This is a genomic window from Streptomyces sp. NPDC031418 (assembly GCF_055581605.1).
The window spans coordinates 60,231-85,849 of record NZ_JBVIJC010000003.1 but is presented as its reverse complement, the minus strand read 5'-3'; the positions used below and the strand labels follow the sequence as shown (position 1 = coordinate 85,849).

Here is a 25,619-nt window from a genome sequence, read left to right as displayed (position 1 = left end):
TCGCGCACCCCGGCCGACGGGCGGCCGGCGTCGTCGCGGTCATCGGGCGTCCAGCCCCGGGAGCCCCCCGCGCCCCCGGGGCCGGACCGTCATGCGGTGACGCGCGGTCACGTGCAGCGCAGCTCGGCCGGGTGCAGTGAGCGGCGCAGCAGCGGTAGCGCGGTGGCGGCGGCCAGCAGACAGCCGGCGTACACCGCGACCGGCACCAGCAGCGCCGCGTACGGCACCGACAGGACGCCGTGACCGGTGAGCACGCCGTACCAGAGGCCGACCGCCATGCCGCCCGTGCCCGCCAGGAGCACCGCGGGCGCCAACGGCAGCGCCGTCTCCAGCAGCAGCGCCCGGCGCAGCACCGACTGCGGCACCCCGGCGGCGGTCTGCGCGGCCAGGCCCCGGCGCCGGGTGGCGACGGACTCGGCCGTGCCGACGGCGAGCCCGGACAGCACCAGCCCGAGGGCGACCAGGATCGCCGCGCCGCTCAGGTCCAGCCCCGTCGTGTAGTACGACGGGTCGGCGGCGAGGCTGTCGGGCCCGGCCCGGTGCAGCGCGGCGAGCAGCGCCTGCCGTACCCCCACGAACCCGGTGCCGACGACCGTCACCAGCAGCACCGCCGCGTGGCTGCGGGCGGCCGCCCACGGGTCGTCGTGCAGCCGCTCCGCCGCGATCAGCAGCGCCGGGCGCTCGGCGCGCGCGGCGCACACCCGCCCCAGCAGCCGGGAGGTGCCGCCGGTCAGCCACACCGCCCCGGCCCCCACCAGCAGCGTCAGGAAGAGCACCGTGAGCTGGGCGAGTGGGAACCCGGCCGGGCGGACGGCGAACGGCGCCGCCAGCGTGCCCGCCACCAGCAGCACGAGCAGCACGGTCGCCACCCGGAAGGCCCGCCCCGGACCCGGCGTGGACCGCACCCGCCGGACCCGTCCCAGCGGCGAGGCCACCACCCGGCGCAGCGCCAGCGCGCTCACCGCCGCGCCCAGCACCGGCACGGCGACGGCCACCAGGGCAAGCCCCGCCCAGGTCACCGGCTGCGGAGCGGACCACAGGCGCAGCAGTACGACGCCCGCGGCGACCGTCGCCGGGACCGCACCGGCCAGGCAGGCCAGCCCCGTCTCCAGCGCCGCGATCCGCCGCACCTGCCCGGCACCGGCACCCGCGAGCCGCAGCGCGGCCAGCCGCCGGTCGCGGTGCACCGCACCGACGCGGGCGCACTGGCCGAGGAAGCCGAGCACCGGGACCAGCAGCAGAAGCAGCGCGAACACCACGCCCGCGCGGTCGCTGGACGAGTTCAGCAGACCGGCGCCGACGGGGACGGAGTAGTACCCGTCCAGCGTCGCCAGCGTGACGCTCACCAACCCGATGCCGGTGACCAGCGCGGCTCCTGCGGCGGTGAGCCCCACCCGCCACCACTCGCGCCGGTCCGACCCCCGGGTCAGCAGCCAGGCCAGCCGCAGATCGGCCCCCAGACCCCCCTGTGCGTCGCTCATGCCGCCACCCCCGCCGGCAGCACCGCGCCGTCGCTCAGCCGGACCTCGCGGTCGGCGTACGCCGCCGTCTGCGCGTCGTGGGTGATCAGCAGGACGGCCGTCCCCGCCTCGCGGGCGGTGTGCACCAGGGCCGTCATCACCTGCTCGCTCGCCAGCGAGTCCAGCGCCCCCGTCGGCTCGTCCGCGAAGACCACCCTCGGGCCGGTGACCAGGGCGCGCGCCAGCGCGGCCCGCTGCGCCTGCCCGCCGCTCAGCTCGCCCGGCCGCAGCTCGCCCTGCCCGCGCAGCCCGAACCGCTCCAGCCACTCGGCGGCCCGCGCCCGGGCGTCCGCCCGCGACGCACCGGCGAGCAGCAGCGGCAGCGCCACGTTGTCCAGCGCGGTCAGCTCCGGGATCAGCTGCCCGAACTGGAACACCACCCCGAACTCGGTCCGCCGCAGCTCGGCCAGCCGCTTCTCCGGCAGCCGGTCCAGCCGCCGACCCGCGTACGTCACCGCACCCGAGTCCGGCCGCACGATCCCGGCGAGGCAGTGCAGCAGGGTGGACTTCCCGCTGCCGCTGGCGCCGGTCACGGCGAGGATCTCGCCGGCGCCCAGCTCGACCGAGGCACCCCGCAGGGCTGCCGTCCTGCCGTGCGCCTTGGTCAGCTCGCGGGCCGCCAGAAGTGGCGCGCCGCTGTCCCCGTTGCTCATGCTGAGTCGACCTCCGCGGTCAGAGTGGTCAGCCGGGCCGCCGTGGTCGTCATCCAGCGGAGGTCGGCGTCGAGATGGGTGAGGGCGTAGTCGGCCGACAGAACGGTCGCCAGGCCGGCGCCCGGACTGGTCTTCACCGCCGTGAGCTGCCGCATCCGCTCCATGTGCGCGGCACGCTGCGCGCCGAGATAGGCGGCCGGGTCGCCGCCGGAGAGGATCGCCACGACGACCTTGGCGAAGATCTCGTTCGCCACGAACGGCGCCGGCGGGGTGATCTCGGCCGCCCACCGGCCCAGTTCCCGGGACCCCGCCTCGGTCGAGCGGTACAGCGTCCGCTCCGGACCGCCGTCCGCGTCGGTGCCCGCCACCTCCGCGAGCCCGTCCCGGACCAGCCGTTGCAGGGTCGTGTAGACCTGCCCGTAGGCCAGCGGGCGCGCTTGCGGAAAGCGTTCGTCGTGGCGTCGCTTGAGGTCGTAGCCATGGCTCGGCCCCGCCGCGAGCAGCCCCAGAAGGATGTGACGGGTGCTCATGCCGATCATTATGCACTCGCTACATGTACTGAGTGAATAGTGATCAGCGTGTGGTCCGTCCGCGGCCCGCCGCCCTTCCCGTTCGGGCGTCCGCGGGAGTGCCCTCGCCGACACGGGGTAGGCCTGCCGTAACCCGTTCGAAGCCGCCCCATCCCGCCGGCGATCCCGGCCCACCGACGAAGGAGACCCCGTGCCCGCATCGGCCCGACTCTCGATCCCGGCCCAGTGGAAACAGGAGCAGAAACCCGGGGGAGCGCAGACGTGCGCGTTCAGCGCGGAGCGCGCCTGCGCACAGGTCCCGCTCACCAGCGAACCGCCCCTGCCCGCCGCCGAACCCCTGACCAGTGAGCCCCCGCTCGCCGACGCCACCCCGCTGACCAGCGAGCCCCCGCTCGTCGACACCACCCCCCTGAGCAGCGAGTCCGACGCCTTCGGCATGGGGGCGTAGATGGCCGCGGCGTCCGAGGACTTCACGGACTCCGGCGACTCCGGCGACATCGGGGACTCCGGCGACATCGGGGACTCCGGCGGCTTCGGCGGCTTCGGGGACTTCGCGGACGGGGACCTCGCCCGGCTCGCCGAACTGCACGGGGTCGCCACCGCCTACAGCCCCGCCCCGGGCCGTACCGTCCAGGTCCCCGCCTCCGCCGTGGTCGCCGCGCTGGCCGCCCTCGGCGTCGACGCCGCCGGCCCGGATGCCGTACGCACCGCGCTCGCCGCACGGGAACACGAGCTGAGCGCACGCCTGCTGCCCCCGACCCTGGTCCGATGGGCCGGCGCCGACGAGCCCGCCGCCCTCACCGCGCTGCCCGCCGGCACCCGGCTGACCGTCGAGACGGAGACCGGCCAGCAGCACACCGGGACCGCGGACCTCCCGCCGGGCGTGCACCGGGTCACCGCCCACGCCCCCGACGGACGCACCGGCCAGGCGCATCTCATCGTCGCCCCGGACCGGCTGCCCGCCCCGCCCGGCCGCTCCTACGGCCTCCTCGTCCAGCTGTACTCCCTGCTGTCCCACCGCTCCTGGGGCATGGGCGACCTCGGCGACCTCGCCGAACTGGCGGGCTGGGCCGGACGCACCGCGGGCGCCGGGTTCGTCCAGGTCAACCCGCTGCACTCGGCCGTACCGGGCGCCCCCACCGACCCCTCCCCGTACCGGCCCTCCTCGCGCCGCTTCCCCGACCCCGTCCATCTGCGCGTCGAGGACATCCCCGAGTACGCCTACGCCGAGGACCCCGAGACCCTGCGCACCCTGCTGGACCGGGCCGCCCGGCTCCGCGCCGCCGTCCTCGACAAGGGCGCCCTCATCGACCGGGACGCCGTGTGGGAACTGAAGCGGGAGGCGCTGGAGACGGTCCTGCGCGTCCCCCTGCCCCCCGGCCGCCAGGCCGCCTACGACGACTTCCGCGCCGCCCACGGCCAGGCCCTCGACGACCACGCCACCTGGTACGCCCTCGCCGAGATCCACGGCTCCGACTGGCACGCCTGGCCCGCCGCCCTGCGCGACCCCCGCTCGCCCGAGACCGCCCGCGCCCGCGCCGACCTCGCCGACCGGGTCGCCTTCCACAGCCGTCTCGCCTGGCTCACCGACGGCCAGCTGCGCGCCGCCCAGCGCGCCGCCCGCGAGGCCGGCATGCCCGTCGGGATCGTGCACGACCTCGCCGTCGGCGTGCACCCCGGCGGCGCCGACGCCTGGGCCCAGCAGGACGTCTTCGCCGCCGGCATGTCGATCGGCGCCCCGCCGGACGCCTTCAACGCCCGCGGCCAGGACTGGGGCCTGCCGCCCTGGCGCCCCGACCGGCTCGCCGCCACCGGCCACGCCCCCTACCGCGAGCTGCTGCGCGCCCTCTTCCGCTACGCCGGCGCGCTGCGCATCGACCACGTCATGGGCCTGTTCCGGCTGTGGTGGGTCCCCCAGGGCAGCCCGCCCACCGAGGGCACGTACGTCCGCTACGACGCCGAGGCCATGCTCGCCCTGCTCGCCCTGGAGGCCACCCGGGCCGGCGCGGTCGTCATCGGCGAGGACCTGGGCACCGTCGAGCCCGGGGTGCGCGAGACGCTCCAGCGGCGCGGGGTGCTCGGCACCTCCGTGCTGTGGTTCGAACGGGACTGGGAGGGCGACGGCCGCCCGCTGCCCCCGGACCGCTGGCGCGCCGACTGCCTCGCCACCGCCACCACCCACGACCTGCCGCCCACCGCGGCCCGGCTCACCGGCGAACACGTGGAGCTGCGCGACCGGCTCGGCCTGCTCACCCGCCCCGCGACCGAGGAGCGCACCGAGGCCGTCGCCGACACCGCCGAGTGGCTCGCCCTGCTGGGCAGCCTCGGGCTCCTCGACAGCCCGGCCGCCGGGCCGCCCGGCTCTGACGAGGAGGAGGAGATCCGCGCCCTGCACCGCTTCCTGCTGCGCACCCCGGCCCGGCTGATCGGCGTCTGGCTCCCCGACGGCGTGGGCGACCGCCGCCCGCAGAACCTGCCGGGAACCTGGGACCAGTACCCCAACTGGCGGCTCCCGATCGCCGACGGCGAGGGCCGCCCGGTGCCCCTGGAAGAGCTGGTGGCCGCACCCCGGCTGCGGGCGCTGCTGCGGGTACTCCACCGGTCCGGGCCGCCCGGCGGCGGGGGCGCGGGGGGATCTTCCTAAGGCACCCCGGACGCGCGGGCCCGAGACCGGTTCGCTAATTTGATTCCGTGGACAAGAAGAACGCCCTGCGCGCCGGCGCCCTGGCCGCCGGTACGACGCTGATGATGCTGCTCATGTCGTCCCCCGCCCTCGCGCTGACCCGCGACGACGGCGACGACCCCGGCCCGGGCCTCAGCGTCGCCCAGACGCTGGGCCTGTACGTGCTCCTGCCGATCGCGCTGTTCGCGGTCATCGCCGGCCTGGTCATGGTGCTCGACAAGTCCCGGAAGAAGAGCGACACCACGTCGTCCAACATCAACGTGAAGCCCGGCGCCGGCGCGAAGGCCTGACCGGAGCCACGGTTCTCCCGCCGGGGGCGCCCGTCCTCCCGCGGTACGCGCGTATGCCGTACCCGGGGTGAGACCGGCGCCCCCGGCGTTTTTGCTGCCCCTCCTTTTACGGGCTGCGAGCTTTAGGGGCTTGCGGGCTTGCGGGCTTGCGGGCTTTACGGGCTTTTACGGGCCGGGTTCAGGGGTGCGGCGCGATGAGATACCGCTGCACGGTCGGGCCCAGCCACGCCACCAGCTCCTCGCGGGACAGCGCCGTCGCCGGCGGCAGCCGCAGCACATAGCGGGTCAGCGCCACCCCGAGCACCTGCGACGCGCACAGCGCCGCCCGCGCCGGCGCCTGCTCCGAGTCGGGGCACACCTGGCGGGCCACCGGCAGCAGCTGCTCCCGGAAGATGCCCTGCATCCGCTCGGCCCCGGCCTGGTTGGTGACACCGACCCGCAGGACGGCCCGCAGCTCCTCGTTCTCCTCCCAGAGGTCCAGGAAGTGGCCGACGAGCGCCCGCCCGACCTCCTCCCGCGGCACCTGCCGCAGATCCGGCAGCCGCAGATCGAGCGCGACGGCCGCCGCGAACAGTCCCTCCTTGGTGCCGAAGTAGCGCATCACCATCGACGGGTCGATGTGCGCGTCCTTGGCGATGGCCCGGATGGTGGCCCGCTCGTAGCCGTCGGCGGCGAAGCGCTCGCGGGCGGCGGTGAGGATGGCGGCGCGGGTGGCGTCGGAGCGGCGGGCGGGGCTGGAGGAGCTGGCGGGGCTGGAGGGGGCGGAAGGGGTGGTGGTCATATCAACGAGCGTAGGCCAACTGGTGTTGGCCAACAAGTGTTGACCGCTGCCCTGCTTCCGCTCTACGGTGGCCAACAAGCGTTGACCAACAGGTGTTGACCCGCAGATGTACTCCCTCAGGAGGCTGCTCATGACCGGCACGGACACGGAGCACGTCATCGTCGTGGGCTCCGGCCCCACCGGCCTGCTGCTCGCCGGTGACCTCGCCGCCGCCGGCATCCCCGTCACCGTCCTCGAGAAGCGCCCCCACAAGATCAGCAACCTCTCCCGCGCCTTCGTGCTGCATGCCCGTACGCTCGAGCAGCTCGACGCCCGCGGTCTCGCCGACGCGGTCGAATCGGCCGGACAGCCCCTGGACAGCCTCGGTCTGTTCGGCCGGCTCTCCATCGACCTCTCCCACCTCCCCTCCCGCTTCAACCACCTCCTCGTCCTGCCGCAGTACGAGGTCGAGAAGGTGCTGGAGCGGCGCGCGGTCGAGGCCGGTGCCGACTTCCGGTACGAGACCGAACTGACCGGTCTGACCCAGGACGCGGACTGCGTGACCGTCGAGGCGCGCGGCCCCGAGGGGGAGAGGCAGACCCTGCGGGCGGCGTACGTGGTCGGCACCGACGGCATGCGCAGCGCCGTACGCGAGGCCGTCGGACTGCCCTTCCCCGGTAAGTCGGTGATCCGGTCCGTCGTCCTCGCCGACGTCCGGCTCGCCGAGCCGCCGCCGACCGTGCTCACCGTCAACGCCGTGGGCGACGCCTTCGCCTTCCTCGCGCCGTTCGGCGACGGGTACCACCGGATGATCGGCTGGCACCGGGGCCGGAACGTCCCCGACACCGAGCCGCTCGACCTGGCCGAGATCAAGGAGATCACCCGGCTGGCCCTCGGCAGGGACTACGGCATGCACGACGCCCGCTGGATGTCCCGCTTCCACAGCGACGAGCGGCAGGCGCCGGCGTACCGGGTCGGCCGGGTCTTCCTCGCCGGGGACGCCGCCCATGTGCACACCCCGGCCGGCGGCCAGGGCATGAACACCGGGCTCCAGGACGCGGCCAACCTGAGCTGGAAGCTGGCCGCGGTGCTCGGCGGACACGCGGACGCGGAGCTGCTGGACAGCTACCAGGACGAGCGGCACCCGGTCGGCAGGGCGGTACTGCGCAGCAGCGGCGGGATCATCCGGCTCGCCATGGCCAAGCGCCCGTGGACCCTGGCGGCGCGCGCCGCGCTCACCACGCTCCTGGGCACGGCCGCCCCCTTGCGCCGCAAGGCCACCGGCCAGATCACCGGCATCGGCTACCGCTACCCCGCACCCCGGGGCGCCCACCGCCTCACCGGCGCCCGTATCCCGGACGTCCGCCTCGCGGGCGGCGGCCGCCTGTACGAGGCGCTGCGCGGCGGCCGGTTCGTGCTGATCGCCCCGGAGCCGTACGCGGCGGACCCCGGCTACGGGAAGCGCCTGACGGTGACCCGCTGGGCGAGCGACCGCCGTACGGCCGTACTGGTACGCCCCGACGGCTACGCGGCCTGGGCCGCCGACGCCCCCACGCCCGAGGCGCTCACGGCGGCCCTCACCCACCACCTGGGGAAGGCAAGCTTTAAGCAATCCTGAAAAGAACGCTCAAAAACTTTCGATGGACCTGACGGATCCGGCGCTGGGACGGTAGAGGCACACCCCGCCACCCACCGGAAAGGACCTCAGTGGCCGCCACAGCCACCACCACTCCAGCCACTACCCCCGCCACCCTCCCCGCCCCCACCGTCCGCCCCCTCCTCGGCCTCGCCTGCGCCGCACTCGCCACGGTCGTCTGGTCCGGCAGCTTCGTCACCGCCCGGGGACTGCACGACAGCGTCCCACCGGTCCAGCACGCCTTCTGGCGCTGGGTGATCGCCCTGCTCGCCGTCGCCCCCTTCGGCGCCCGGCGGGCCTGGCGGCAGCGGCACCTCCTCCGGCGCCATGTCCGGTACGTCCTGCTCGCCTCCCTCCTCGGGGTGGCCGTCTACAACACCCTCGTGAACCAGGCCGGCCTCACCACCCCGGCCACCACCATGGGCCTGATCATGGCCGCCTCACCGGTGCTGATGGCGGTGTTCGAGCGGCTGGCCGGCGTACGGCTCGGAGCGCGCCGGATCACCGGGCTGCTCCTCGCCTGCGCGGGCGTGGCGCTGCTGGTCGGCGGCGGGGCGCACTTCGCACCCGGCGACCTGTGGATGATCGCCGCGGCCTGCTGCTTCGCCGGGTACAGCGCGCTGCTGCGCCGCAGGCCCGCCGAACTCGACGGCCCCGGCTTCCTGTTCACCACCTTCGCCGTCGGCACGGTCCTGCTGCTGCCCGCGCAGGCCGCCAGCGTCGCCGTCCAGGGCGGCTTCACCCCGACCCCGGCCACGGTCGTGCCGCTCCTCTACGTCGGTGTGGCCTCCTCGGCGGTGGCCTTCTTCGCCTGGGGCAAGGCGATCGCCCTGATCGGCGCGGTCCGCGCGGGCGTCGTCTACTACCTCCAGCCGGTGTGCGTGGCCCTGCTGTCCTGGGCGGTTCTCGGCGAGCCGGCCGGGGGAGCGCAGCTGCTGTCCATGGCCCTCATCCTGGGCGGGGTCGTCCTGGGCGCCGGCGCCCGCCGCTGACCGGTAGCTTTCCCGGCATGGCCGAGTGGGACATCCGGAAACTGCACATCCTGCGCACCCTGCGCGAGCGCGGCACCGTCACCGCGACCGCCGAGGCGCTGCACATGACACCGTCCGCGGTCTCCCAGCAGCTGACCAACCTGGCCGGCCAGCTCGGCGTGACCCTGCTGGAGGCCCACGGCCGCCGGGTCCGGCTCACCGACGCGGCCCGGCTGGTGCTGCGGCACACGGAGGCGGTCTTCGAGCAACTGGAGCGCGCAGACGCGGAGTTGGCGGCGTACACCCGGGGCGAGGCGGGCGAGGTGCGGGTCGGGGCCTTCTCCACCGCCGTACCCGCCCTGGTGGTCCCGGCGGTACGGGCCCTGCGCGCGGCCCACCCCCGGGTGACCGTCCGGGTCCGCGAGGCGGAGGCCGCCGAGGCCTACGACCTGCTGGCCGCCGGCGAGGTCGACCTCGCCCTCTCCCTCGCGGCCGAAGCCCCGCCCACTGCCGACCCCCGCTTCACCCGCGTCCCGCTCCTCACCGACCCCCTGGACGTCGCCCTGCCCCCGGACCACCCCCTCGCGGACGCCACGGACCTGCGCCTGACCGACCTGGCCGGCGACCCCTGGATCTTCGGCGGCAGCGGCCCCTGGTCCGACATCACCCGCCGCGCCTGCGAGGCGGCCGGCTTCACCCCGCACCGGGCCCACTCGGCCTCCGGCTGGACGACGATCCTCGCCATGGTGGAGGCGGACATGGGCGTGGCCCTGATCCCCCGCATGGCGGCGGTGAGCCGCGACGGCGTGCGAATGCGCGAACTCACCACGGACCGCCCGCTCCGCCACGTCCTGGCAGCCCTCCGCAAAGGCACGGAAACCACCCCCACCCTGACCCACACCCTGAACGCCCTCCGAACGGCGGCGTCGGACCGGGTCACCCGGGCGTGAACGTGTACTCCAACTCGTACAGATGACCGGCCTTGACCATGACGGTGACCTCGACCGGCCGACCACCATCGCTGAGGACCACGCGCAGCGTACGAAGCACGGGCAGATCACTCGGCAGGCGCAACGCCCGGTACTGCTCATGCGTGGGAACCCTGGCGGACACCCGGTCCACGCTCAGCCGGGGCGGGAAGCCGAGGTCGGCGAGCAGGGCCGGGGTGCCTCCCTTGATCTTCCGCTTCTCCGTGAGGGCGGTACCTCGGGCGATGTCGACGGGGTAGTACGACGCGACCAGCTCGACCGGCTCACCATCGATCGAGAGGACCTGGTGCCGTAGCAGCGCCGTGTCCCCGTCCGCGAGGCCCAAGGCCGCCGAGACGTCCGCGGGCGGCCTGACCTCACCCACGTCCAGCAGGGTGCTGTGCGCTTGAGTCCCCAGCTTGGCTGCCTCGGTCAGCCAGCGGTACTGCTCGCCGGGGCCGGCCGGGGCCATGTAGGCGGCAGGGCGCATCGTCCTTTGCCGATGCTCGCGCACGGTGACGGAGGCTCCCGCCCTGCCCACCACGAGCCGCTCGTCCTTGAGGAGCTGAAGCGCCTTCTGGATGGTGGCGTTGGAGGCGCTGAACCTCTCCTTGAGCTGAGCGGTGGAGGGCAGCGCGGCGCCCGGTGGCAGATCCCCGCTCATGATCTCGTCCCGGAGGTCGGCGGCGATCCGCTCGTGCAGGGACCGCCGGTCCTCGGCGCCGCTGTCGATGATGGCCACGGTCATCCGATCCGCATCTCGTAGCGCAGCTGCTGTCGATGGGCGGGCATGACCATCATGTCCACCTGCACAGGCCGCTCGTCGCCGTCGAACGTCACGCGCTTCAGCGCGAGAACCGGCTGGTCGGGTGCGAGCCGCAGCACATCCCGCTCCTCCGCGCCGGGCATACGAGCGGTCACGTCCTCCCGTACCCGCCTGCCCGCATGACCGAGTCCGGCGAGCAGCGTCACCGCTCCGCCGGGGATCTTCGCCTTCTCGGCGAGAGGCGTGCCGCGGGCGATGTCGGCGGGGTAATACGTGTCCGTCAACTCGCACGGTTCGTCATCGAGGTGGATGACCCGGCGGCGAACGACGACGGTCTCTCCCGCGGCCAGGCCGAATGCCTCGGCGACCTCCTCGGGAGCGGGCACCTCACCCGCCTGCACGATGCGCTGCCCGCCCTTGCCACCGCGCGCCGCGGCCTCGGCCGACCAGGCGTCGGACTGACCCTGCTGCCGTGGTCTCACATACGGCATCGAGGTACTGACCCACCCGCTGTCACCCATGGTGTCCTCCTGCTCGGTCGCCAACCTTGCTGCTCCACACGGTAGGTGACGCTGTTCAGTCACCGTTCAGAGACTACCTCTCTGCTTTTCGCGAAAGGTGCTACGGTGGGCGCCGATCGTGCAACCCGCACCAAGGTGGTGATGCACCATGCCTCTGTCACGGCAACGGCGATTCCCTCGTGCGCGCAGATCTGCGAAAGCGGCAAGAGGGTTCGCCCTCGACACACTCACCGAGTGGGGCTACCTCGACCGACAGGACGATGTCCGGCTGTGTGTCTCGGAATTAGCCACGAACGCCGTGTTGCATGGAGCGCCGGCGGGGCGTGAGTTCTGTCTGACCGTCGTCGGTGACGGCCCGCTGATCCGTATCGAAGTGCGCGACAGCGGAGACGGATGGCCGGTCGTGGGGCAGGGGCGCGCCGAGGACTGCGGGGGCAGGGGACTTCGCCTCGTGACGGCGCTCGCCGACGACTTCGGCGTCACCGGGCACATCCCCGGGAAAACCGTGTGGGCGGTTTTCAAGACCGTCCACACCGCCACAGCGGAGGCCGGCGGGGAAACGTCCTGAGCAGGTAGAAGCAGTGACCGGTCGTCCAGGGCCTGGCCGGCGGATCATGACGGGCGGGCCACCGGCGTTGAAGGAGCTGAGTGGAGCAGGGCGGGGGCGTCGATAAATTCCTCGACATCGGTCGCGGTGATCGGGGACGCTTCGCGCGATGACCAGAATCGACGACACGCCGCCCGCGTGGGACGAGCGCACTCAGCTCGCCACGTTTCTCGACTACGCACGTGACACCGCCCGCGCCAAGTGCGCCGGCGTCTCCGCGGACCACGCACGCAAGGCGCTCCTGCCGGGCTCACCGCTGATGACCATGAGCGGAGTGATCAACCACCTCCGCTGGGTCGAGTACTACTGGTTCCACGTGGTCTTCCTCGGCGAGGAGGACCGGGGTCCGTGGACCGAGGAGGACCCCGACCGCGAGATGCGTATCGCCGTCGACTACCCGCTCGCGCAGTTGCTCGACGAATACGCCGAACAGAGCGCCCGCTACCGCGAACTGGTCGCCGGGCACAGCCTGGACAAGCAGGCCCAGCGAGCCGTCCGCGACGGCCTCCACGTCGACCTGCGCTGGATCCTCCTCCACCTCATCGAGGAGACGGCCCGCCACAACGGTCACCTGGACATCCTGCGCGAGATGCTCGACGGCACGACCGGTGACTAGATACGGCAAGGGGCGCCCGGTGTCCGCACCGGGCGCCCCTCAGCGGCGTGGAAGGACTACTGCGCGTCCGCCGCCTGGGCCTTCAGGGCGCGTTCGACGCCCGAGCGGGACTCCGAGACCAGGCGGCGCAGGGCCGCGTTGGGCTCGGCCGAGGCGAGCCAGGCGTCCGTCTTGGCGAGGATCTCCTCGGAGACCTGGATCGTCGGGTAGAGGCCGATCGCGATCTGCTGGGCGATCTCGTGCGACCGGGCGTCCCAGATGTCCTTGACCACCGCGAAGTACCGGTCCGTGTACGGCGCCAGCAGCTCCCGCTGGTCGGTCTGGACGAAGCCGCCGATCACGGCCTCCTGCACCGCGTTCGGCAGCTTGTCGGACTCGACCACCGACGCCCAGGCCTCCGCCTTGGCCTCCGGCGTCGGGCGGGCGGCCCGCGCCGTCGCCGCGTGGCGCTCGCCGGCGGCCGTCTTGTCCCGCTCGTACTCGGCGGCGATCTCCGCCTCGTCGAAGCGGCCGACCGCCGCGAGGCGCTCCACGAACGCCCAGCGCAGCTCGGTGTCCACGGCCAGGCCGTCGATCGTCTGGGTGCCCTCAAGGAGGGCCTCCAGCAGGTCCAGCTGCTCCGGCGTGCGGGCCGTCGCCGCGAAGGCGCGGGCCCAGGCCAGCTGGTGGTCCCCGCCCGGCTCGGCCGCGCGCAGATGGGCCAGCGTGGCATCGGTCCAGCGGGTCAGCAGGGACTCGCGGGCGGCCGGGTCGGCGTACAGGTCGATGGCGAGCTTCACCTGGCGGTGCAGCGACTGCACCACGCCGATGTCCGACTCCTTGCCGATGCCGGACAGGACGAGGGAGAGGTAGTCGCGGGTGGGCAGCTCCGCGTCCCGGGTCATGTCCCAGGCCGAGGCCCAGCACAGGGCGCGGGGCAGGGACTCGGTGAAGTCGCCGAGGTGCTCGGTGACCACCGCGAGGGACTGCTCGTCCAGGCGGACCTTGGCGTAGGAGAGGTCGTCGTCGTTGAGCAGGACGACCGCCGGGCGGCGCTTGCCGGTCAGCTGCGGTACGGCCGTCAGCTCGCCGTCGACGTCCAGCTCGATCCGCTCGGTGCGCACCAGCTTGCCGTCGGCGTCGAGGTCGTACAGGCCGATCGCGATGCGGTGCGGGCGCAGCACCGGCTCGCCCTTGGCGCCGGCGGGCAGCGCCGGGGCCTCCTGGCGGACGGCGAAGGAGGTGACGACCCCGTCGGCGTCCGTGGCGATCTCCGGGCGGAGGATGTTGATGCCGGCCGTCTCCAGCCACTTCTTCGACCAGGTCTTCAGGTCGCGCCCGGAGGTCTCCTCCAGCGCGCCCAGCAGATCGGACAGGCGCGTGTTGCCGAACGCGTGCGCCTTGAAGTACGCCTGGACGCCCTTGAAGAACTCGTCCTCGCCGACGTACGCGACGAGCTGCTTGAGGACGGAGGCTCCCTTGGCGTACGTGATGCCGTCGAAGTTGACGAGCACGTCGTCCAGGTCGCGGATGTCCGCCATGATCGGGTGCGTGGACGGCAGCTGGTCCTGCCGGTAGGCCCACGTCTTCATCGAGTTGGCGAACGTGGTCCAGGAGTGCGGCCAGCGCGAGCCGGGCGCGGCGGCCTGGCAGGCGATGGAGGTGAAGGTGGCGAACGACTCGTTCAGCCACAGGTCGTTCCACCACTCCATGGTGACCAGGTCGCCGAACCACATGTGGGCCAGCTCGTGCAGGATGGTCTCGGCCCGCACCTCGTACGCGGCGTCGGTCACCTTGGACCGGAAGACGTACTGGTCGCGGATGGTGACGGCGCCCGCGTTCTCCATCGCGCCCGCGTTGAACTCGGGCACGAAGAGCTGGTCGTACTTCTTGAACGGGTACCGGTAGTCGAACTTCTCCTGGAACCAGTCGAAGCCCTGCCGGGTCACCTCGAAGATCGCGTCCGAGTCGAGGAACTCGGCGAGGGACGGCCGGCAGTAGATGCCGAGCGGCACGGACTGCCCGTCCTTCTCGTACACGCTGTGCACGGAGTGGTACGGCCCGACGATCAGCGCCGTGATGTACGACGAGATGCGCGGGGTCGGCTCGAACGCCCAGACGTTGTCCTTGGGCTCCGGCGTCGGGGAGTTCGAGATGACGGTCCAGCCCTCGGGCGCCTTGACGGTGAAGGCGAAGGTGGCCTTCAGGTCCGGCTGCTCGAAGGACGCGAAGACCCGACGGGCGTCGGGGACCTCGAACTGCGTGTAGAGGTAGGCCTGCTCGTCGACGGGGTCGACGAACCGGTGGAGGCCCTCGCCGGTGTTGGTGTAGGCGCAGTCGGCGACGACCCGCAGGACGTTACGGCCCTCCAGCAGCCCGGGCAGGGCGATGCGGGAGTCCTTGAAGACCTCGGCGGCATCCAGCTGGTCGCCGTTGAGGACGACCTCGTGGACGGTCGGCGCCACCAGGTCGATGAAGGACTCGGCGCCGCCCCGGGCGACGTCGAAGCGCACCGTGGTAACGGACCGGTAGGTGCCGCCCTCCTGCGCGCCGGAGAGGTCGAGATCGATCTCGTACGAGTCAACGGTGAGCAGCTCGGCCCGCGCTTGCGCCTCTTCGCGAGTCAGGTTTGTGCCAGGCACGCGGTCATCTCCTCGTGAATATGTGGGTTGCGCCATCCTTCCATGGACCCATTGGGAACGCGATGTCCGCTTCCCGCCGGTGGGCGCGGCGCCCGCGCGGCACGGTGGTCCCATGACGAGCTACGCGCCCCGCCCCATCCCCGCCCCGGTCGTCGGTGAGCTGCTCGCCGCCGACGACGCCGGGCGTCCCGCCGCCCCCTTCACCGAGACGGAGGGCGGCGACCCGCTCCGCTGCTGTCTGCGCCGCAGCGCACCGGGCGACCGGATCGCCCTGGTCAGCTATGCCCCGCTGCGCCGCTGGGCGGCCGGGACGGGGGCCGACCCCGGCGCCTACGACGAGCAGGGTCCGGTCTTCGTCCACGCGGAGGGCTGCCCGGGCCCGGCCGGGGGCCCGCTGTCCCTCCCCTTCACCGACGCCCACCGCACCCTGCGCCGCTACTCCTTCGCCGGCCGCATCCTCGGCGGCCGTCTGGTCGAGCCCCCGGCCGACTTCCACCAGGCCCTCACCGAGGCGTTCGCCGATCCGGAGGTGGCGCTGGTGCACGTACGGGCGGTGGAGTACGGGTGCTTCCTCTATGAGGTGCGGCGGGCGTAGACCGGCCGACCGGAGGGCTGTGACCGGGGCGACTATGCATGACCATGCGTTGTGCTGCATACTCTTTCCATGTCCAAGGTCCTCACTTCCCTTCCGGTCGGCGAGCGCGTCGGCATCGCTTTCTCCGGCGGCCTCGACACCTCGGTCGCCGTCGCCTGGATGCGCGACAAGGGCGCCGTCCCGTGCACCTACACCGCCGACATCGGCCAGTACGACGAACCCGACATCGCCTCGGTGCCCGGCCGTGCGCACACCTACGGTGCCGAGATCGCGCGCCTGGTCGACTGCCGGGCGGCGCTGGTGGAGGAGGGCCTGGCCGCGCTGACCTGCGGCGCGTTCCACATCCGCTCCGGCGGGCGCGCCTACTTCAACACCACCCCGCTCGGCCGCGCCGTCACCGGCACCCTGCTGGTCCGGGCGATGCTGGAGGACGACGTCCAGATCTGGGGCGACGGCTCCACCTACAAGGGCAACGACATCGAGCGGTTCTACCGCTACGGCCTGCTCGCCAACCCCAACCTGCGGATCTACAAGCCCTGGCTGGACGCGGACTTCGTGACCGAGCTGGGCGGCCGCAAGGAGATGTCGGAGTGGCTGCTGGCACACAACCTGCCCTACCGGGCCAGCACCGAGAAGGCGTACTCCACCGACGCCAACATCTGGGGCGCCACCCACGAGGCCAAGACCCTGGAGCACCTGGACACCGGCGTGGAGACCGTCGAGCCGATCATGGGCGTCCGGTTCTGGGACCCGTCGGTCGAGATCGTCACCGAGGACGTGACCATCGGCTTCGACCAGGGCCGGCCGGTGACCGTCAACGGCAAGGAGTTCGCCTCCGCCGTCGACCTGGTGATGGAGGCCAACGCCATCGGCGGCCGGCACGGCCTGGGCATGTCCGACCAGATCGAGAACCGCATCATCGAGGCCAAGAGCCGCGGCATCTACGAGGCGCCCGGCATGGCCCTGCTGCACGCCGCCTACGAGCGCCTCGTCAACGCCATCCACAACGAGGACACCCTCGCCCAGTACCACAACGAGGGCCGGCGCCTGGGCCGCCTGATGTACGAGGGCCGCTGGCTGGACCCGCAGGCGCTGATGATCCGCGAGTCGCTCCAGCGCTGGGTCGGCTCGGCGGTCACCGGCGAGGTCACCCTGCGGCTGCGGCGCGGCGAGGACTACTCGGTCCTCGACACCACGGGCCCGGCGTTCAGCTACCACCCCGACAAGCTGTCCATGGAGCGCACCGAGGACTCCGCGTTCGGCCCGGTGGACCGGATCGGCCAGCTGACCATGCGCAACCTGGACATCGCCGACTCGCGCGCCAAGCTGGAGCAGTACGTCGGCCTCGGCCTGATCGGCACCGGCAGCCCCACCATCGGCGCCTCCCAGGCGGCCGCGACCGGGCTGATCGGCACCATGCCGGAGCTGCCGGAGGGCGGCGCCGAGGCCATCGCCTCCCGCGGCGCGGTCTCGGAGGAGGACGCGCTGCTGGACCGCGCGGCGATGGAGTCCGGCACGGACTGACCCGCCCGCGAGCGACAACGGCACGGCCCCGGCGGTGAACAACCGCCGGGGCCGTAGCGCGTCTCCGTACAGGCAGGGTTACTTCTCGGACAGCTCCGCCGCCACCAGCTCCGCGATCTGCACCGCGTTCAGCGCGGCACCCTTGCGGAGGTTGTCGTTGGAGATGAACAGCGCGAGGCCGTTCTCGACCGTCTCGTCGCGGCGGATCCGGCCGACGTACGACGGGTCCTGGCCGGCCGCCTGGAGCGGGGTCGGGATGTCGGAGAGGGCCACACCCGGCGCCTTCGCCAGCAGCTCGGTGGCGCGCTCCGGCGAGATCGGGCGGGCGAACCGGGCGTTGACCTGGAGGGAGTGGCCGGAGAACACCGGGACACGCACACAGGTGCCGGAGACCTTCAGCTCGGGGATCTCCAGGATCTTGCGGGACTCGTGGCGCAGCTTCTGCTCCTCGTCGGTCTCGTTCAGACCGTCGTCGACGAGGTTGCCCGCGAACGGCAGCACGTTGAAGGCGATGGTGCGCTTGTAGACCTGCGGCTCGGGGAAGTCGACCGCCGCGCCGTCGTGGGTCAGCTTGTCGGCGTCCGCGACCACCTTCTGCACCTGGCCGTGCAGCTCGGCCACGCCCGCGAGGCCCGAGCCGGACACCGCCTGGTAGGTGGCGACGACCAGCGCCTCGAGGCCCGCCTCCTCGTGCAGCGGCCTGAGCGCCGGCATCGCGGCCATCGTGGTGCAGTTCGGGTTGGCGATGATGCCCTTGGGGCGGTCGGCGATCGCGTGCGGGTTCACCTCGGAGACCACCAGCGGCACCTCGGGGTCGCGCCGCCAGGCCGAGGAGTTGTCGATGACGACCGCGCCCTGCGAGGCCACCTTCTCCGCCAGCGCCTTCGAGGTCGCGCCGCCCGCCGAGAAGATCACGATGTCGAGGCCGGTGTAGTCGGCGGTCGCCGCGTCCTCCACCGTCACGCCGTCCAGCACGGAGCCGGCCGAGCGGGCCGAGGCGAACAGCCGCAGCTCCGTCACCGGGAAGTCGCGCTCCACGAGGATCCTGCGCATGACCGTGCCGACCTGACCGGTGGCTCCGACGATTCCGACCCTCACGGCGACTCCCTCTGTGTATCTCTTGCATGACCGGGGCTTTTCCATCATGCGGCCGACCCCGGTCCACCTGTCCAATTCTTTGCACAGCGTGCCCGAAGGGTGGGACACGTGGGCTCCGCGGACGGTTCCGCACCTTCGCCGACGACCCCGCTGAGCTGGAGAAATTCCCTCCGCCGGGGGACCGGGCCGCAAGCTGTGCTGTCCCGCCCCTGCCCGTGCCGCCCACCCGCACACGGCGGTGTGACGTACGCCTCCCGCGCGCGCCTCCCGCGTACGCCTCCTCGTACGGCCTCCCTGTGTGCGCTGCGCTTCCGCCCGTCCCGGGTCAGCTCTCCTTCGAGCGCGCGTAGTGCCGGGAGGCCTTCGCCCGGTTGCCGCACGCGGCCATCGAGCACCAGCGCCGGGTGCCGTTCCGGGAGGTGTCGTAGAAGTGCAGGATGCAGCTGCCGCCGGCGCAGCTGCGGATCCGCTCCGGGCCGCGGGCCAGGAGGTCCAGGTAGTTCCGGGCGGCGAGCCAGGCGGGGGCCCAGGAGGGGTCGGCGAACTCGGGCTCCTCGGCGGGGCCGGTGGCGGTCAGCCGGGCGCGGATCCGCCCGTGCGCCAGGACCGCGTCCACCAGCGGCGCCGCCTCGGCCGGTGAGCCGTCCACCGCGGCGCGGATCGCGTCGCGCGCCTGCCGCAGATGCTCCAGCGCCTCCGGGCTCGCGGGGTGCGCCCCGGCCAGTCCGTTGCTCGCCAGCCAGACCGCGAGCCCGTCGGTGCCGGCGAGCAGGTCCTGGACGGCGCCCTCCCGGTTCCAGCGGGTGTTGAGCAGGTCCAGCGCGAGCGGCTCACCGGTGAGCGGGCGGGGGTCACGGGCGGCGGCGGTCATCGGTCACTCCCTCTCCTCTAACCACTCAAGAGTACGTGACCGGTTGACGCGCGCGCCTCTAACTGTCTAACGTTGCTTACGACGGTTAGATACCGTCGTCCGTGACGCCCTCCGCCCCTTCCGAAGGGAAGAACCATGACCCTGCGCCCCGCGCACACCGGCCTGAACGTCACCGACCTCGACCGCTCGCTCGCCTTCTACCGGGACCTCCTCGGCTTCACCCTCCTCGCCGAGGGCAAGGACGAGGACCGGCGGTACGCGATGCTGGGCGAGCCCGGCGGACAGCCCCTCGTCACCCTCTGGCAGCAGGCCGAGGGGTCGTACGACCGCGGCCGCGCCGGACTGCACCACCTCGCCTTCTCGACGGACTCGGTCGAACGGGTCCGGCAGTACGAGACGGCGCTGCGCGCCCACGGCGTGGAGTTCGCCCACGAGGGCGTGGTGGCCCACCGCGAGGGCGGCACCTCGGGCGGCATCTTCTTCCACGACCCCGACGGCATCCGGCTGGAGATCGCCGCCCCGCTCGGCGCCGAGGGTGCCCCCGCCCCGCACGCGTCCGCACCGACCTGCGGCTTCTTCTAGAGATGGCCGGCTATCACGCGGGTTCGCGGACCCTCCAGGACCGGCTCGGCGTCCGCGACCGCGCCGACCACGTGGGCCGCTCCCTCGGCCAGGACATCAAGCCCGTCGCGGCGGCCTTCCTGGAACTCCAGCCGCTGCTGGTCGTGGCCGCCGCGGCCCCGGAGACGGGCCGGGTGTGGGCGTCGGCGCTCACCGGCACCCCCGGCTTCGTCCGGGCGACCGGCCCCCGCCGGATGTCCGTGCATACCCCCGGCCCGTCCGCACACGCCTCCGGCACGTCCGAGCACCCACCCGCCCGGCTCGAGGACCCCCTCGCGACGGCCCTCGGAACGCCCGGCACCCCGGTCGGCACCATCGCCCTCGACCCCCGCACCCGCCGCCGTATGCGGCTCAACGGCCGGCTGCTGCCGACCCCGCGCGGTTTCACGGTGGAGGCGGACCAGGTCTTCTCCAACTGCCCGAAGTACATCCAGCGCCGCGAGGGATACGAGACGGTCCCCGGCCGCACCCCCGGGCCGTCCCGCCGGCTGACCCGGCTCGGCGCCGCGGAGGCGGACCTCGTCCGGGCCGCCGACACCTTCTTCCTCGCCACCGTGCACAGCGCCGGCGCCGACGCCAGCCACCGCGGCGGCAACCCCGGCTTCGTCCAGGTCACCTCGCCCACCGAGCTGACCTGGCAGGACTACCCGGGCAACGCCATGTTCCTCACCCTCGGCAATCTGCACACCGACCCGCGGGCGGGGCTGCTCCTCCTCGACTGGGAGACCGGCACCACCCTCCAGCTCACCGGCCGGGCCCGCACCGAGTTCTCCGCCGACGGCGGGCGCACGGTCCGCTTCACCCTCGCCGAGGCCCGGCTCACCCCCGCCGCGCTGCCGCTGCGCTGGGCGCCCCCCGAATACTCACCGGCGAATCCGGACATCACGCGCTAACGTCCCGCTATGCGACGGAACTTGAGGGTGGCGGCCTACGCCGTGTGCGTCCGCGACGGACAGCTCCTGCTCGCCCGCTCACCGGGGCCCGGCGGCGTCCCCGAGTGGGTGCTGCCGGGCGGCGGCATGGAGCACGGCGAGGACCCCTACGACACCGTCCGCCGCGAGGTCGCCGAGGAGACCGGTTACCGCGTCGAGGTGACCGGGCTGCTCGGCGTGGACTCCTTCCGGACCACCCTGGGCAGGACCGCCCTGGACCGGACCGACCACCACGCCCTGCGGCTCGTCTACGAGGTGGCGGTGACCGGCGGCGAACTCCGCTACGAGATCGGCGGCTCCACGGACTTCGCCGCCTGGCAGGACCTGGCCGCCGTACCCGGGCTGAACCGTGTCCCCGTGGTCGACACCGCACTCCGGCTGTGGCGCGAACGCCCGCCGCACGGACGGCTGGAGAACCACCCCCTACCCCGGTAGATGAACGACGAATGACCGTCCCCCGGCCGGCCGCGATCCGCTCCCCGTCCACTCCGTGACCAGGCCGCCGACCCCGTGATCCACGTACGGAGTTCGGCGCTGCGCGTTGCGGCCGCGTTCACGCACAGGTCATCCCCGCTGCCAACGATCCACAGTGAGCGGGGCGTTCGCGTCCGCGACGTCCCGCGGCCACTGCCGACGCGTTCGCACTCGGGGAGACCGCGCCATGTCGCGCACACGTACCGACACCACCTCCGCCGTGGGGGTCCACCGCCGTACCGTCCTCGCCGCCGCCGGAGCCGTCTCGCTCTCCGCGGGCGTCGGCTACGCCCTCCGCCCCACCGACAGCCAGGCCGCCACCACCGCCGGCACCGACGCGGAGACCCCCGTCGCCCACTCCCGGCAGGCCGCCCCGGCGACCCCCCTCGCCCCCTACTCCAAGGGCACCACCCTCACCGCGACCGCCGCGGCCGGCAGCGGCTCCGGCTACCGGCGCCTCGGCGACGGCCCCGGCTGGCGGCGGGTGGTGCGCGGCGAGCTGGCCGCCGCCAAAGCCGGACGCGCCGAGCGCCGTACCGCCCTCGCCGCGTTCGTGCAGTTCACCGACCTGCACCTGATGGACGTCCAGCACCCGCTGCGCTGGGAGTTCCTGCGCTCCTACGACCGGCACGCCTGGCGCCCGCAGGAGGCGCTGACCGTGCCCGGCGCCATCGCGCTCGTCGAACGGGTCAACGCGCTGCGCGGCGCCCCCGTCACCGGCGCCCCGCTGCACTTCGTCATGACCACCGGCGACAACACCGACAACAACGCCCACTCCGAACTGGAGTGGTTCATGAAGGTGATGAGCGGCGGCCGCATCACCCCGAACACCGGCGACCCCCGGCACTACGAAGGGGTCCAGAACAGCGGCCTGAAGCTGTTCTGGCAGCCCGGCTCCGCCGTCCGCGACCACGACAAGGCGCTCGGCTTCCCGCAACTGCGCGGCTTCCTGGACGCCGCGATCCGGGAGGTGCGCAGCCCCGGCCTCAACCTGCCCTGGTACTCCACCGTCGGCAACCACGACGCCCTGCCGCTCGGCGCCTACGGCTCCCACGGCGACCCCTATCTCGCCGAGGCGGCCGTCGGCGGCAGGAAGCTGATGGAGGTGCCCGCCGCCGACGCGAAGAAGCTGGAAGCCGCCATCAACAACGGCACCGACCCCAAGGGCGGCCTCTACCGCGACTTCCTCAAGGCCCACGCCCGCTCCATGCGCTCGGTCACCCCGGACGAGCGGCGGGCGCCGTACACCCCCGCCGACTATCTGAAGGCCCATCTCGACCCCGCCTACCGGGGCCACGGCCCGGTCGGCCACGGCTACTCCTCGGCCAACCTCGCCGCGGGCACCCAGTACTACGCCTTCCGGATCTCCGAGGACGTCATCGGCATCAGCCTCGACACCACCGACCCCGGCGGCCACTACGAGGGCTCCCTGGGCACCGCCCAGCTGAACTGGCTCGACCGGACGCTGAAGGAGAACAAGGACGCGTACGCCGTCGTCTTCAGCCACCACACCAGCACCTCGATGGAGAACACCCGCCCCGACCCGGCCCGCCCCCGCGAGAAGCGGCACGGCGGCGCCGAGGTGGTGTCCCTGCTCTCCGCCCACCGCAACGTGCTGGCCTGGATCAACGGCCACGTCCACAAGAACGTCGTCACCCCGCACCGCAGCTCCGCCGGGCACGCCTTCTGGGAGATCTCCACCGCCTCCCACATCGACTTCCCGCACCTCGCGCGGGTCATCGAGCTGACCGACAACAAGGACGGCACGATCTCCGTGTTCACCACCCTCATCGAGTCGGCCGCCCCGCACCGCACCGACTTCGCCGACCTCTCCCAGACCGGCCTCGCCGCCCTCTACCGGGAACTCGCCTACAACGCCCGCGGGGGCAGCACCAGCCTCGCGGGCACCGCGGCCGACCGGAACACCGAACTGGTGCTGAAGAAGGGCTGAATCCCGGCCGACCGGACCAACGGCCGGCAACCTTCGCGCACCGGACTCGTTTTCCTCCCCTGACACCACACGGTTCACAGGCTGGGGGAAGACATGCGCGTACGCACGACTCTGGTGGCCGCCACCGCCGTCCTCATGACCACGGCCGCCCTGGCGGGCCCCGCGGTGGCCGCCGGGACCGGCGGGGCGGACACCGACGGCCGCCACACCGGCACCCGGCGGGCCGTCGAGGCGGCGGTGGCGGCCGGCGTGCCCGGCGTCACCGCCACCGCGCAGGACACCCACGGCACCTGGTCCGCCACCGCCGGCGTGGGCGACCTGGACACCGGCGCGCCGCGCTCCCCGGCCGACCGGTACCGCGTCGGCAGCATCACCAAGACCTTCGTCGCCACCGTCCTGCTCCAGCTGGAGGCGGAGGGCCGGCTCTCCCTGAACGACACCGTGGAGCACTGGCTGCCCGGAGTCGTGCGCGGCCACGGCCACGACGGCGGCAGGATCACCCTGCGCCGGCTCCTCGACCACACCAGCGGCATCCACGACTACACGGCCGACCAGGACTTCGACCGCGACGTGTTCACCGCGGACGGCTTCCGCCGGCACCGCTACGACACCTACACCCCGGCCCGGCTGGTGGCCGTCGCCCTGCGGCACGCGCCGGACTTCGCCCCCGGAGCGTCCTGGGGCTACTCCAACACCAACTACGTCCTCGCCGGCATGGTCATCGAGAGGGTGACCGGGCACTCCTACGCCGAGGAGATCACCCGGCGCCTCATCCGGCCCCTGCACCTCACGGCCACCTCGCTGCCCGGCACCCGGGTGACCGTCCCGCACCCGAGCAGCCGCGCCTACTCCCGGTTCACCGACCCGACGGGACCGGCCTACGACGTCACCCTCCTCAACCCCTCCCTGGCCTCCTCCGCGGGCGAGATGATCTCCAGCTCCGCCGACCTGGACCGCTTCTACGGCGCCCTGCTGGGCGGCAGGCTGCTCCCGGCCGCCCAGCTGAAGGAGATGAGGACCACCGTCCCGACCGGCGCCCGGAACACAGGCTACGGCCTCGGCCTCATGGACGAGGAGCTGAGCTGCGGCGTCCACGTCTGGGGCCACAGCGGCGGCATCCACGGCTCCGTCTCCCGGGCGGCGACGACGGCCGACGGCCGCCACTCCCTCGCGCTGAACCTCAACGGCGACTGGACCGGGGACCCGGACACGGTCCTGGAGGCCGAGTACTGCGGCGGCTAAGTGGCGGGATGCGTGTGCTGGGTGCCCTGTTGTACGGCGTACACCGTCGCGGAATCCCGGGCCGTGTTCGTCTGCCGCAGGGCCCCGCCGCGCGTCCCGCCCCCGGGCCCGCCGTCGGCGGCGGCCGCCGTGAGCCGGGCCAGCGCGGCCCGGGCCGCCGGGTCGTCGCGCAGGCGCGCGGCCAGCTCCAGGGCCCAGTAGGCGAGCAGCGTCCGCCGTACCCCCTCGGGGTCCGCGGCCGCCCGGACGAGGTCCGCGTTGCCGTCGAGCTGCGCCTCCAGCGCGGCCCGGCGGCGCCGGTCCGCCGGACGGAACAGCGCGACGACCGCGCTCCTCGTCTCCTGCCACAGATCGGTGGCCATCGCCGTGACCACGGCGGCGGCCCCCGCCTCGGCCAGCACGGTCAGTTCGTCGCTCACCACGGCCTCCTCACGGCCTCTTGCTGATCCGGATGTGCTGGTCGCCGTACTGGGTGGCGTAGACGGCGCCGTGCCCCGACGCCTTGTTGACCATCTTCCCGCCGGCCGGGGCCTGCCGGACCGGCTCCGCCCGTTCCGCCTGCTCCGCCTGCTCCGGCGGCAGCGGCCCGCCCGGCAGGTGCAGCCAGGCGTCGGAGGTGTGCTCCTTCACCGCGCAGGTCACCCTGCGGAAGTCCTCGGGATAGAGGCCGAGATGGCCGTGCCGCACCGTCTCGTCGTAGAAGTGCCGGGACAGCAGCAGCGACGCGGGCACCGTGTCCGGCGCCCCGGCCAGCGCCGCCCGCGCGGGCGGCGCGTCCAGCAGCCGGGCCAGGACCTCCAGCGCGCCCCCGGCGACCTCCCCGGCCGGGCCGACGTGGACGTCACCCGCGTGCAGGGCGATCCGGACCCGGATCCGGGTCAGCGGTGACGCCCCGCGGTTGTGGGTGCGCAGCCGGACCACCAGTTCGGGGACGAGCGGATGTACCAGGGACGCCTTGCGGGTGCCCGCCGGCGTCGTCACCCGCAGGCCGTCACCGAGGTCGTGCCGCAGGCACGCGTCCCAGTCGATGCCGCTCGCGGTGAACGCCTCCCGGAGCATCTCCGACAGCAGCGCCCGGATCTCCAGCAGCGCCCGGTCCCCGCGCCCCGCGGACCGCTCGACATCCACGGCCAGTACGGCCCGGTACTCCAACTCGGTTTCCATGCACC

26 protein-coding genes are annotated in these 25,619 nt (G+C 73.3%); 15 read left to right on the top strand and 11 right to left on the bottom strand.

The window, feature by feature from the left end; all coding sequences use genetic code 11:
• Nucleotides 1-107: 107 nt before the first annotated feature.
• From ACZ5CZ_RS04520 to ACZ5CZ_RS04510, 3 genes are read right to left on the bottom strand one after another with little or no spacing between them, the layout of a single operon-like run.
• The gene (locus tag ACZ5CZ_RS04520; protein WP_468939084.1) at nt 108-1,481 is read right to left on the bottom strand and encodes an FtsX-like permease family protein; all 1,374 of its coding nucleotides are present in this window, start codon (nt 1,479-1,481) and stop codon (nt 108-110) included.
• Nucleotides 1,478-2,173, bottom strand: a complete 696-nt coding sequence (locus ACZ5CZ_RS04515; RefSeq protein WP_468939081.1) for an ABC transporter ATP-binding protein — start codon at nt 2,171-2,173, stop codon at nt 1,478-1,480. Before ACZ5CZ_RS04515 ends, ACZ5CZ_RS04520 begins: the two co-directional genes overlap by 4 nt.
• Complete coding sequence (locus tag ACZ5CZ_RS04510; protein WP_468939079.1) at nt 2,170-2,703, bottom strand: PadR family transcriptional regulator; 534 nt, start codon at nt 2,701-2,703, stop codon at nt 2,170-2,172. Before ACZ5CZ_RS04510 ends, ACZ5CZ_RS04515 begins: the two co-directional genes overlap by 4 nt.
• A 190-nt stretch (nt 2,704-2,893) precedes the next feature.
• Between ACZ5CZ_RS04510 and ACZ5CZ_RS04505 the strand changes: the two genes are divergently transcribed.
• From ACZ5CZ_RS04505 to ACZ5CZ_RS04495, 3 genes are read left to right on the top strand one after another with little or no spacing between them, the layout of a single operon-like run.
• Nucleotides 2,894-3,151 carry a hypothetical protein gene (locus ACZ5CZ_RS04505; RefSeq protein WP_468939076.1) on the top strand — a complete coding sequence of 86 codons (258 nt, stop codon included), beginning with the start codon at nt 2,894-2,896 and terminating at the stop codon, nt 3,149-3,151.
• Nucleotides 3,152-5,347, top strand: a complete 2,196-nt coding sequence (malQ, locus tag ACZ5CZ_RS04500) for a 4-alpha-glucanotransferase (protein ID WP_468939073.1) — start codon at nt 3,152-3,154, stop codon at nt 5,345-5,347.
• Nucleotides 5,348-5,394: 47 nt separating this feature from the next.
• A complete protein-coding gene (locus tag ACZ5CZ_RS04495; protein WP_385848143.1) occupies nt 5,395-5,676 on the top strand; it encodes a hypothetical protein in 282 nt (93 codons plus the stop codon).
• Between the two features lie 178 nt (nt 5,677-5,854).
• Here ACZ5CZ_RS04495 and ACZ5CZ_RS04490 read toward each other — a convergent pair whose 3' ends face one another.
• Nucleotides 5,855-6,457: a TetR/AcrR family transcriptional regulator gene (locus tag ACZ5CZ_RS04490; RefSeq protein ID WP_468939069.1), complete on the bottom strand. Its 603-nt coding sequence runs from the start codon at nt 6,455-6,457 to the stop codon at nt 5,855-5,857.
• 130 nt (nt 6,458-6,587) lie between these two features.
• On the opposite strand from ACZ5CZ_RS04490, the gene ACZ5CZ_RS04485 reads away from it, so the two are divergent.
• From ACZ5CZ_RS04485 to ACZ5CZ_RS04475, 3 genes are all read left to right on the top strand, one after another.
• Complete coding sequence (locus ACZ5CZ_RS04485; RefSeq protein ID WP_468939067.1) at nt 6,588-8,054, top strand: FAD-dependent monooxygenase; 1,467 nt, start codon at nt 6,588-6,590, stop codon at nt 8,052-8,054.
• Nucleotides 8,055-8,143: 89 nt separating this feature from the next.
• Complete coding sequence (locus tag ACZ5CZ_RS04480) at nt 8,144-9,064, top strand: DMT family transporter (RefSeq protein ID WP_468939064.1); 921 nt, start codon at nt 8,144-8,146, stop codon at nt 9,062-9,064.
• A gap of 17 nt (nt 9,065-9,081) precedes the next feature.
• Nucleotides 9,082-9,993, top strand: coding sequence for a LysR family transcriptional regulator (locus tag ACZ5CZ_RS04475; protein ID WP_468939061.1), 912 nt, complete (start codon nt 9,082-9,084; stop codon nt 9,991-9,993).
• On the opposite strand, the gene ACZ5CZ_RS04470 is transcribed toward ACZ5CZ_RS04475, so the two are convergent.
• A complete protein-coding gene (locus ACZ5CZ_RS04470; protein WP_468939059.1) occupies nt 9,980-10,759 on the bottom strand; it encodes a GntR family transcriptional regulator in 780 nt (259 codons plus the stop codon). The two genes, ACZ5CZ_RS04475 and ACZ5CZ_RS04470, sit on opposite strands and share 14 nt — an antisense overlap.
• A complete protein-coding gene (locus ACZ5CZ_RS04465) occupies nt 10,756-11,298 on the bottom strand; it encodes a GntR family transcriptional regulator (protein ID WP_385848137.1) in 543 nt (180 codons plus the stop codon). The genes ACZ5CZ_RS04470 and ACZ5CZ_RS04465 overlap by 4 nt, the downstream gene beginning before the upstream one ends.
• Nucleotides 11,299-11,446: 148 nt before the next feature.
• Between ACZ5CZ_RS04465 and ACZ5CZ_RS04460 the strand changes: the two genes are divergently transcribed.
• Together ACZ5CZ_RS04460 and ACZ5CZ_RS04455 are read left to right on the top strand one after the other, a co-directional pair.
• Complete coding sequence (locus ACZ5CZ_RS04460) at nt 11,447-11,866, top strand: ATP-binding protein (RefSeq protein WP_385848136.1); 420 nt, start codon at nt 11,447-11,449, stop codon at nt 11,864-11,866.
• A gap of 148 nt (nt 11,867-12,014) precedes the next feature.
• A complete protein-coding gene (locus ACZ5CZ_RS04455) occupies nt 12,015-12,521 on the top strand; it encodes a DinB family protein (RefSeq protein ID WP_468939056.1) in 507 nt (168 codons plus the stop codon).
• A gap of 56 nt (nt 12,522-12,577) precedes the next feature.
• Here ACZ5CZ_RS04455 and pepN read toward each other — a convergent pair whose 3' ends face one another.
• Nucleotides 12,578-15,142: an aminopeptidase N gene (pepN, locus tag ACZ5CZ_RS04450; RefSeq protein ID WP_385848134.1), complete on the bottom strand. Its 2,565-nt coding sequence runs from the start codon at nt 15,140-15,142 to the stop codon at nt 12,578-12,580.
• A gap of 112 nt (nt 15,143-15,254) precedes the next feature.
• Here pepN and ACZ5CZ_RS04445 point away from each other — a divergent pair, with 112 nt between their 5' ends.
• The gene (locus ACZ5CZ_RS04445; RefSeq protein WP_385848133.1) at nt 15,255-15,737 is read left to right on the top strand and encodes a DUF1203 domain-containing protein; all 483 of its coding nucleotides are present in this window, start codon (nt 15,255-15,257) and stop codon (nt 15,735-15,737) included.
• Nucleotides 15,738-15,806: 69 nt separating this feature from the next.
• A complete protein-coding gene (gene argG, locus ACZ5CZ_RS04440; protein ID WP_468939052.1) occupies nt 15,807-17,261 on the top strand; it encodes an argininosuccinate synthase in 1,455 nt (484 codons plus the stop codon).
• A gap of 78 nt (nt 17,262-17,339) precedes the next feature.
• Here argG and ACZ5CZ_RS04435 read toward each other — a convergent pair whose 3' ends face one another.
• Nucleotides 17,340-18,359, bottom strand: a complete 1,020-nt coding sequence (locus ACZ5CZ_RS04435) for an aspartate-semialdehyde dehydrogenase (protein WP_385848131.1) — start codon at nt 18,357-18,359, stop codon at nt 17,340-17,342.
• Nucleotides 18,360-18,684: 325 nt separating this feature from the next.
• The gene (locus ACZ5CZ_RS04430; protein ID WP_468939048.1) at nt 18,685-19,230 is read right to left on the bottom strand and encodes a CGNR zinc finger domain-containing protein; all 546 of its coding nucleotides are present in this window, start codon (nt 19,228-19,230) and stop codon (nt 18,685-18,687) included.
• Between the two features lie 135 nt (nt 19,231-19,365).
• Between ACZ5CZ_RS04430 and ACZ5CZ_RS04425 the strand changes: the two genes are divergently transcribed.
• From ACZ5CZ_RS04425 to ACZ5CZ_RS04405, 5 genes are all read left to right on the top strand, one after another.
• The gene (locus ACZ5CZ_RS04425; RefSeq protein ID WP_468939046.1) at nt 19,366-19,812 is read left to right on the top strand and encodes a VOC family protein; all 447 of its coding nucleotides are present in this window, start codon (nt 19,366-19,368) and stop codon (nt 19,810-19,812) included.
• A 2-nt stretch (nt 19,813-19,814) separates the two neighbouring features.
• Complete coding sequence (locus tag ACZ5CZ_RS04420; protein WP_468939044.1) at nt 19,815-20,744, top strand: pyridoxamine 5'-phosphate oxidase family protein; 930 nt, start codon at nt 19,815-19,817, stop codon at nt 20,742-20,744.
• Between the two features lie 9 nt (nt 20,745-20,753).
• Nucleotides 20,754-21,218 carry an NUDIX hydrolase gene (locus tag ACZ5CZ_RS04415; protein ID WP_385848127.1) on the top strand — a complete coding sequence of 155 codons (465 nt, stop codon included), beginning with the start codon at nt 20,754-20,756 and terminating at the stop codon, nt 21,216-21,218.
• A gap of 226 nt (nt 21,219-21,444) precedes the next feature.
• Nucleotides 21,445-23,208 carry a TIGR03767 family metallophosphoesterase gene (locus tag ACZ5CZ_RS04410; protein WP_468939041.1) on the top strand — a complete coding sequence of 588 codons (1,764 nt, stop codon included), beginning with the start codon at nt 21,445-21,447 and terminating at the stop codon, nt 23,206-23,208.
• Between the two features lie 93 nt (nt 23,209-23,301).
• Nucleotides 23,302-24,450, top strand: coding sequence for a serine hydrolase domain-containing protein (locus tag ACZ5CZ_RS04405; protein WP_468939038.1), 1,149 nt, complete (start codon nt 23,302-23,304; stop codon nt 24,448-24,450).
• Here ACZ5CZ_RS04405 and ACZ5CZ_RS04400 read toward each other — a convergent pair.
• Nucleotides 24,447-24,869 (bottom strand): hypothetical protein, encoded by a 423-nt coding sequence (locus tag ACZ5CZ_RS04400; RefSeq protein WP_468939035.1) that lies wholly within the window; start codon nt 24,867-24,869, stop codon nt 24,447-24,449. The two genes, ACZ5CZ_RS04405 and ACZ5CZ_RS04400, sit on opposite strands and share 4 nt — an antisense overlap.
• A 10-nt stretch (nt 24,870-24,879) precedes the next feature.
• Nucleotides 24,880-25,614 (bottom strand): hypothetical protein, encoded by a 735-nt coding sequence (locus ACZ5CZ_RS04395; RefSeq protein WP_385848123.1) that lies wholly within the window; start codon nt 25,612-25,614, stop codon nt 24,880-24,882.
• Between the last annotated feature and the right edge of the window lie 5 nt (nt 25,615-25,619).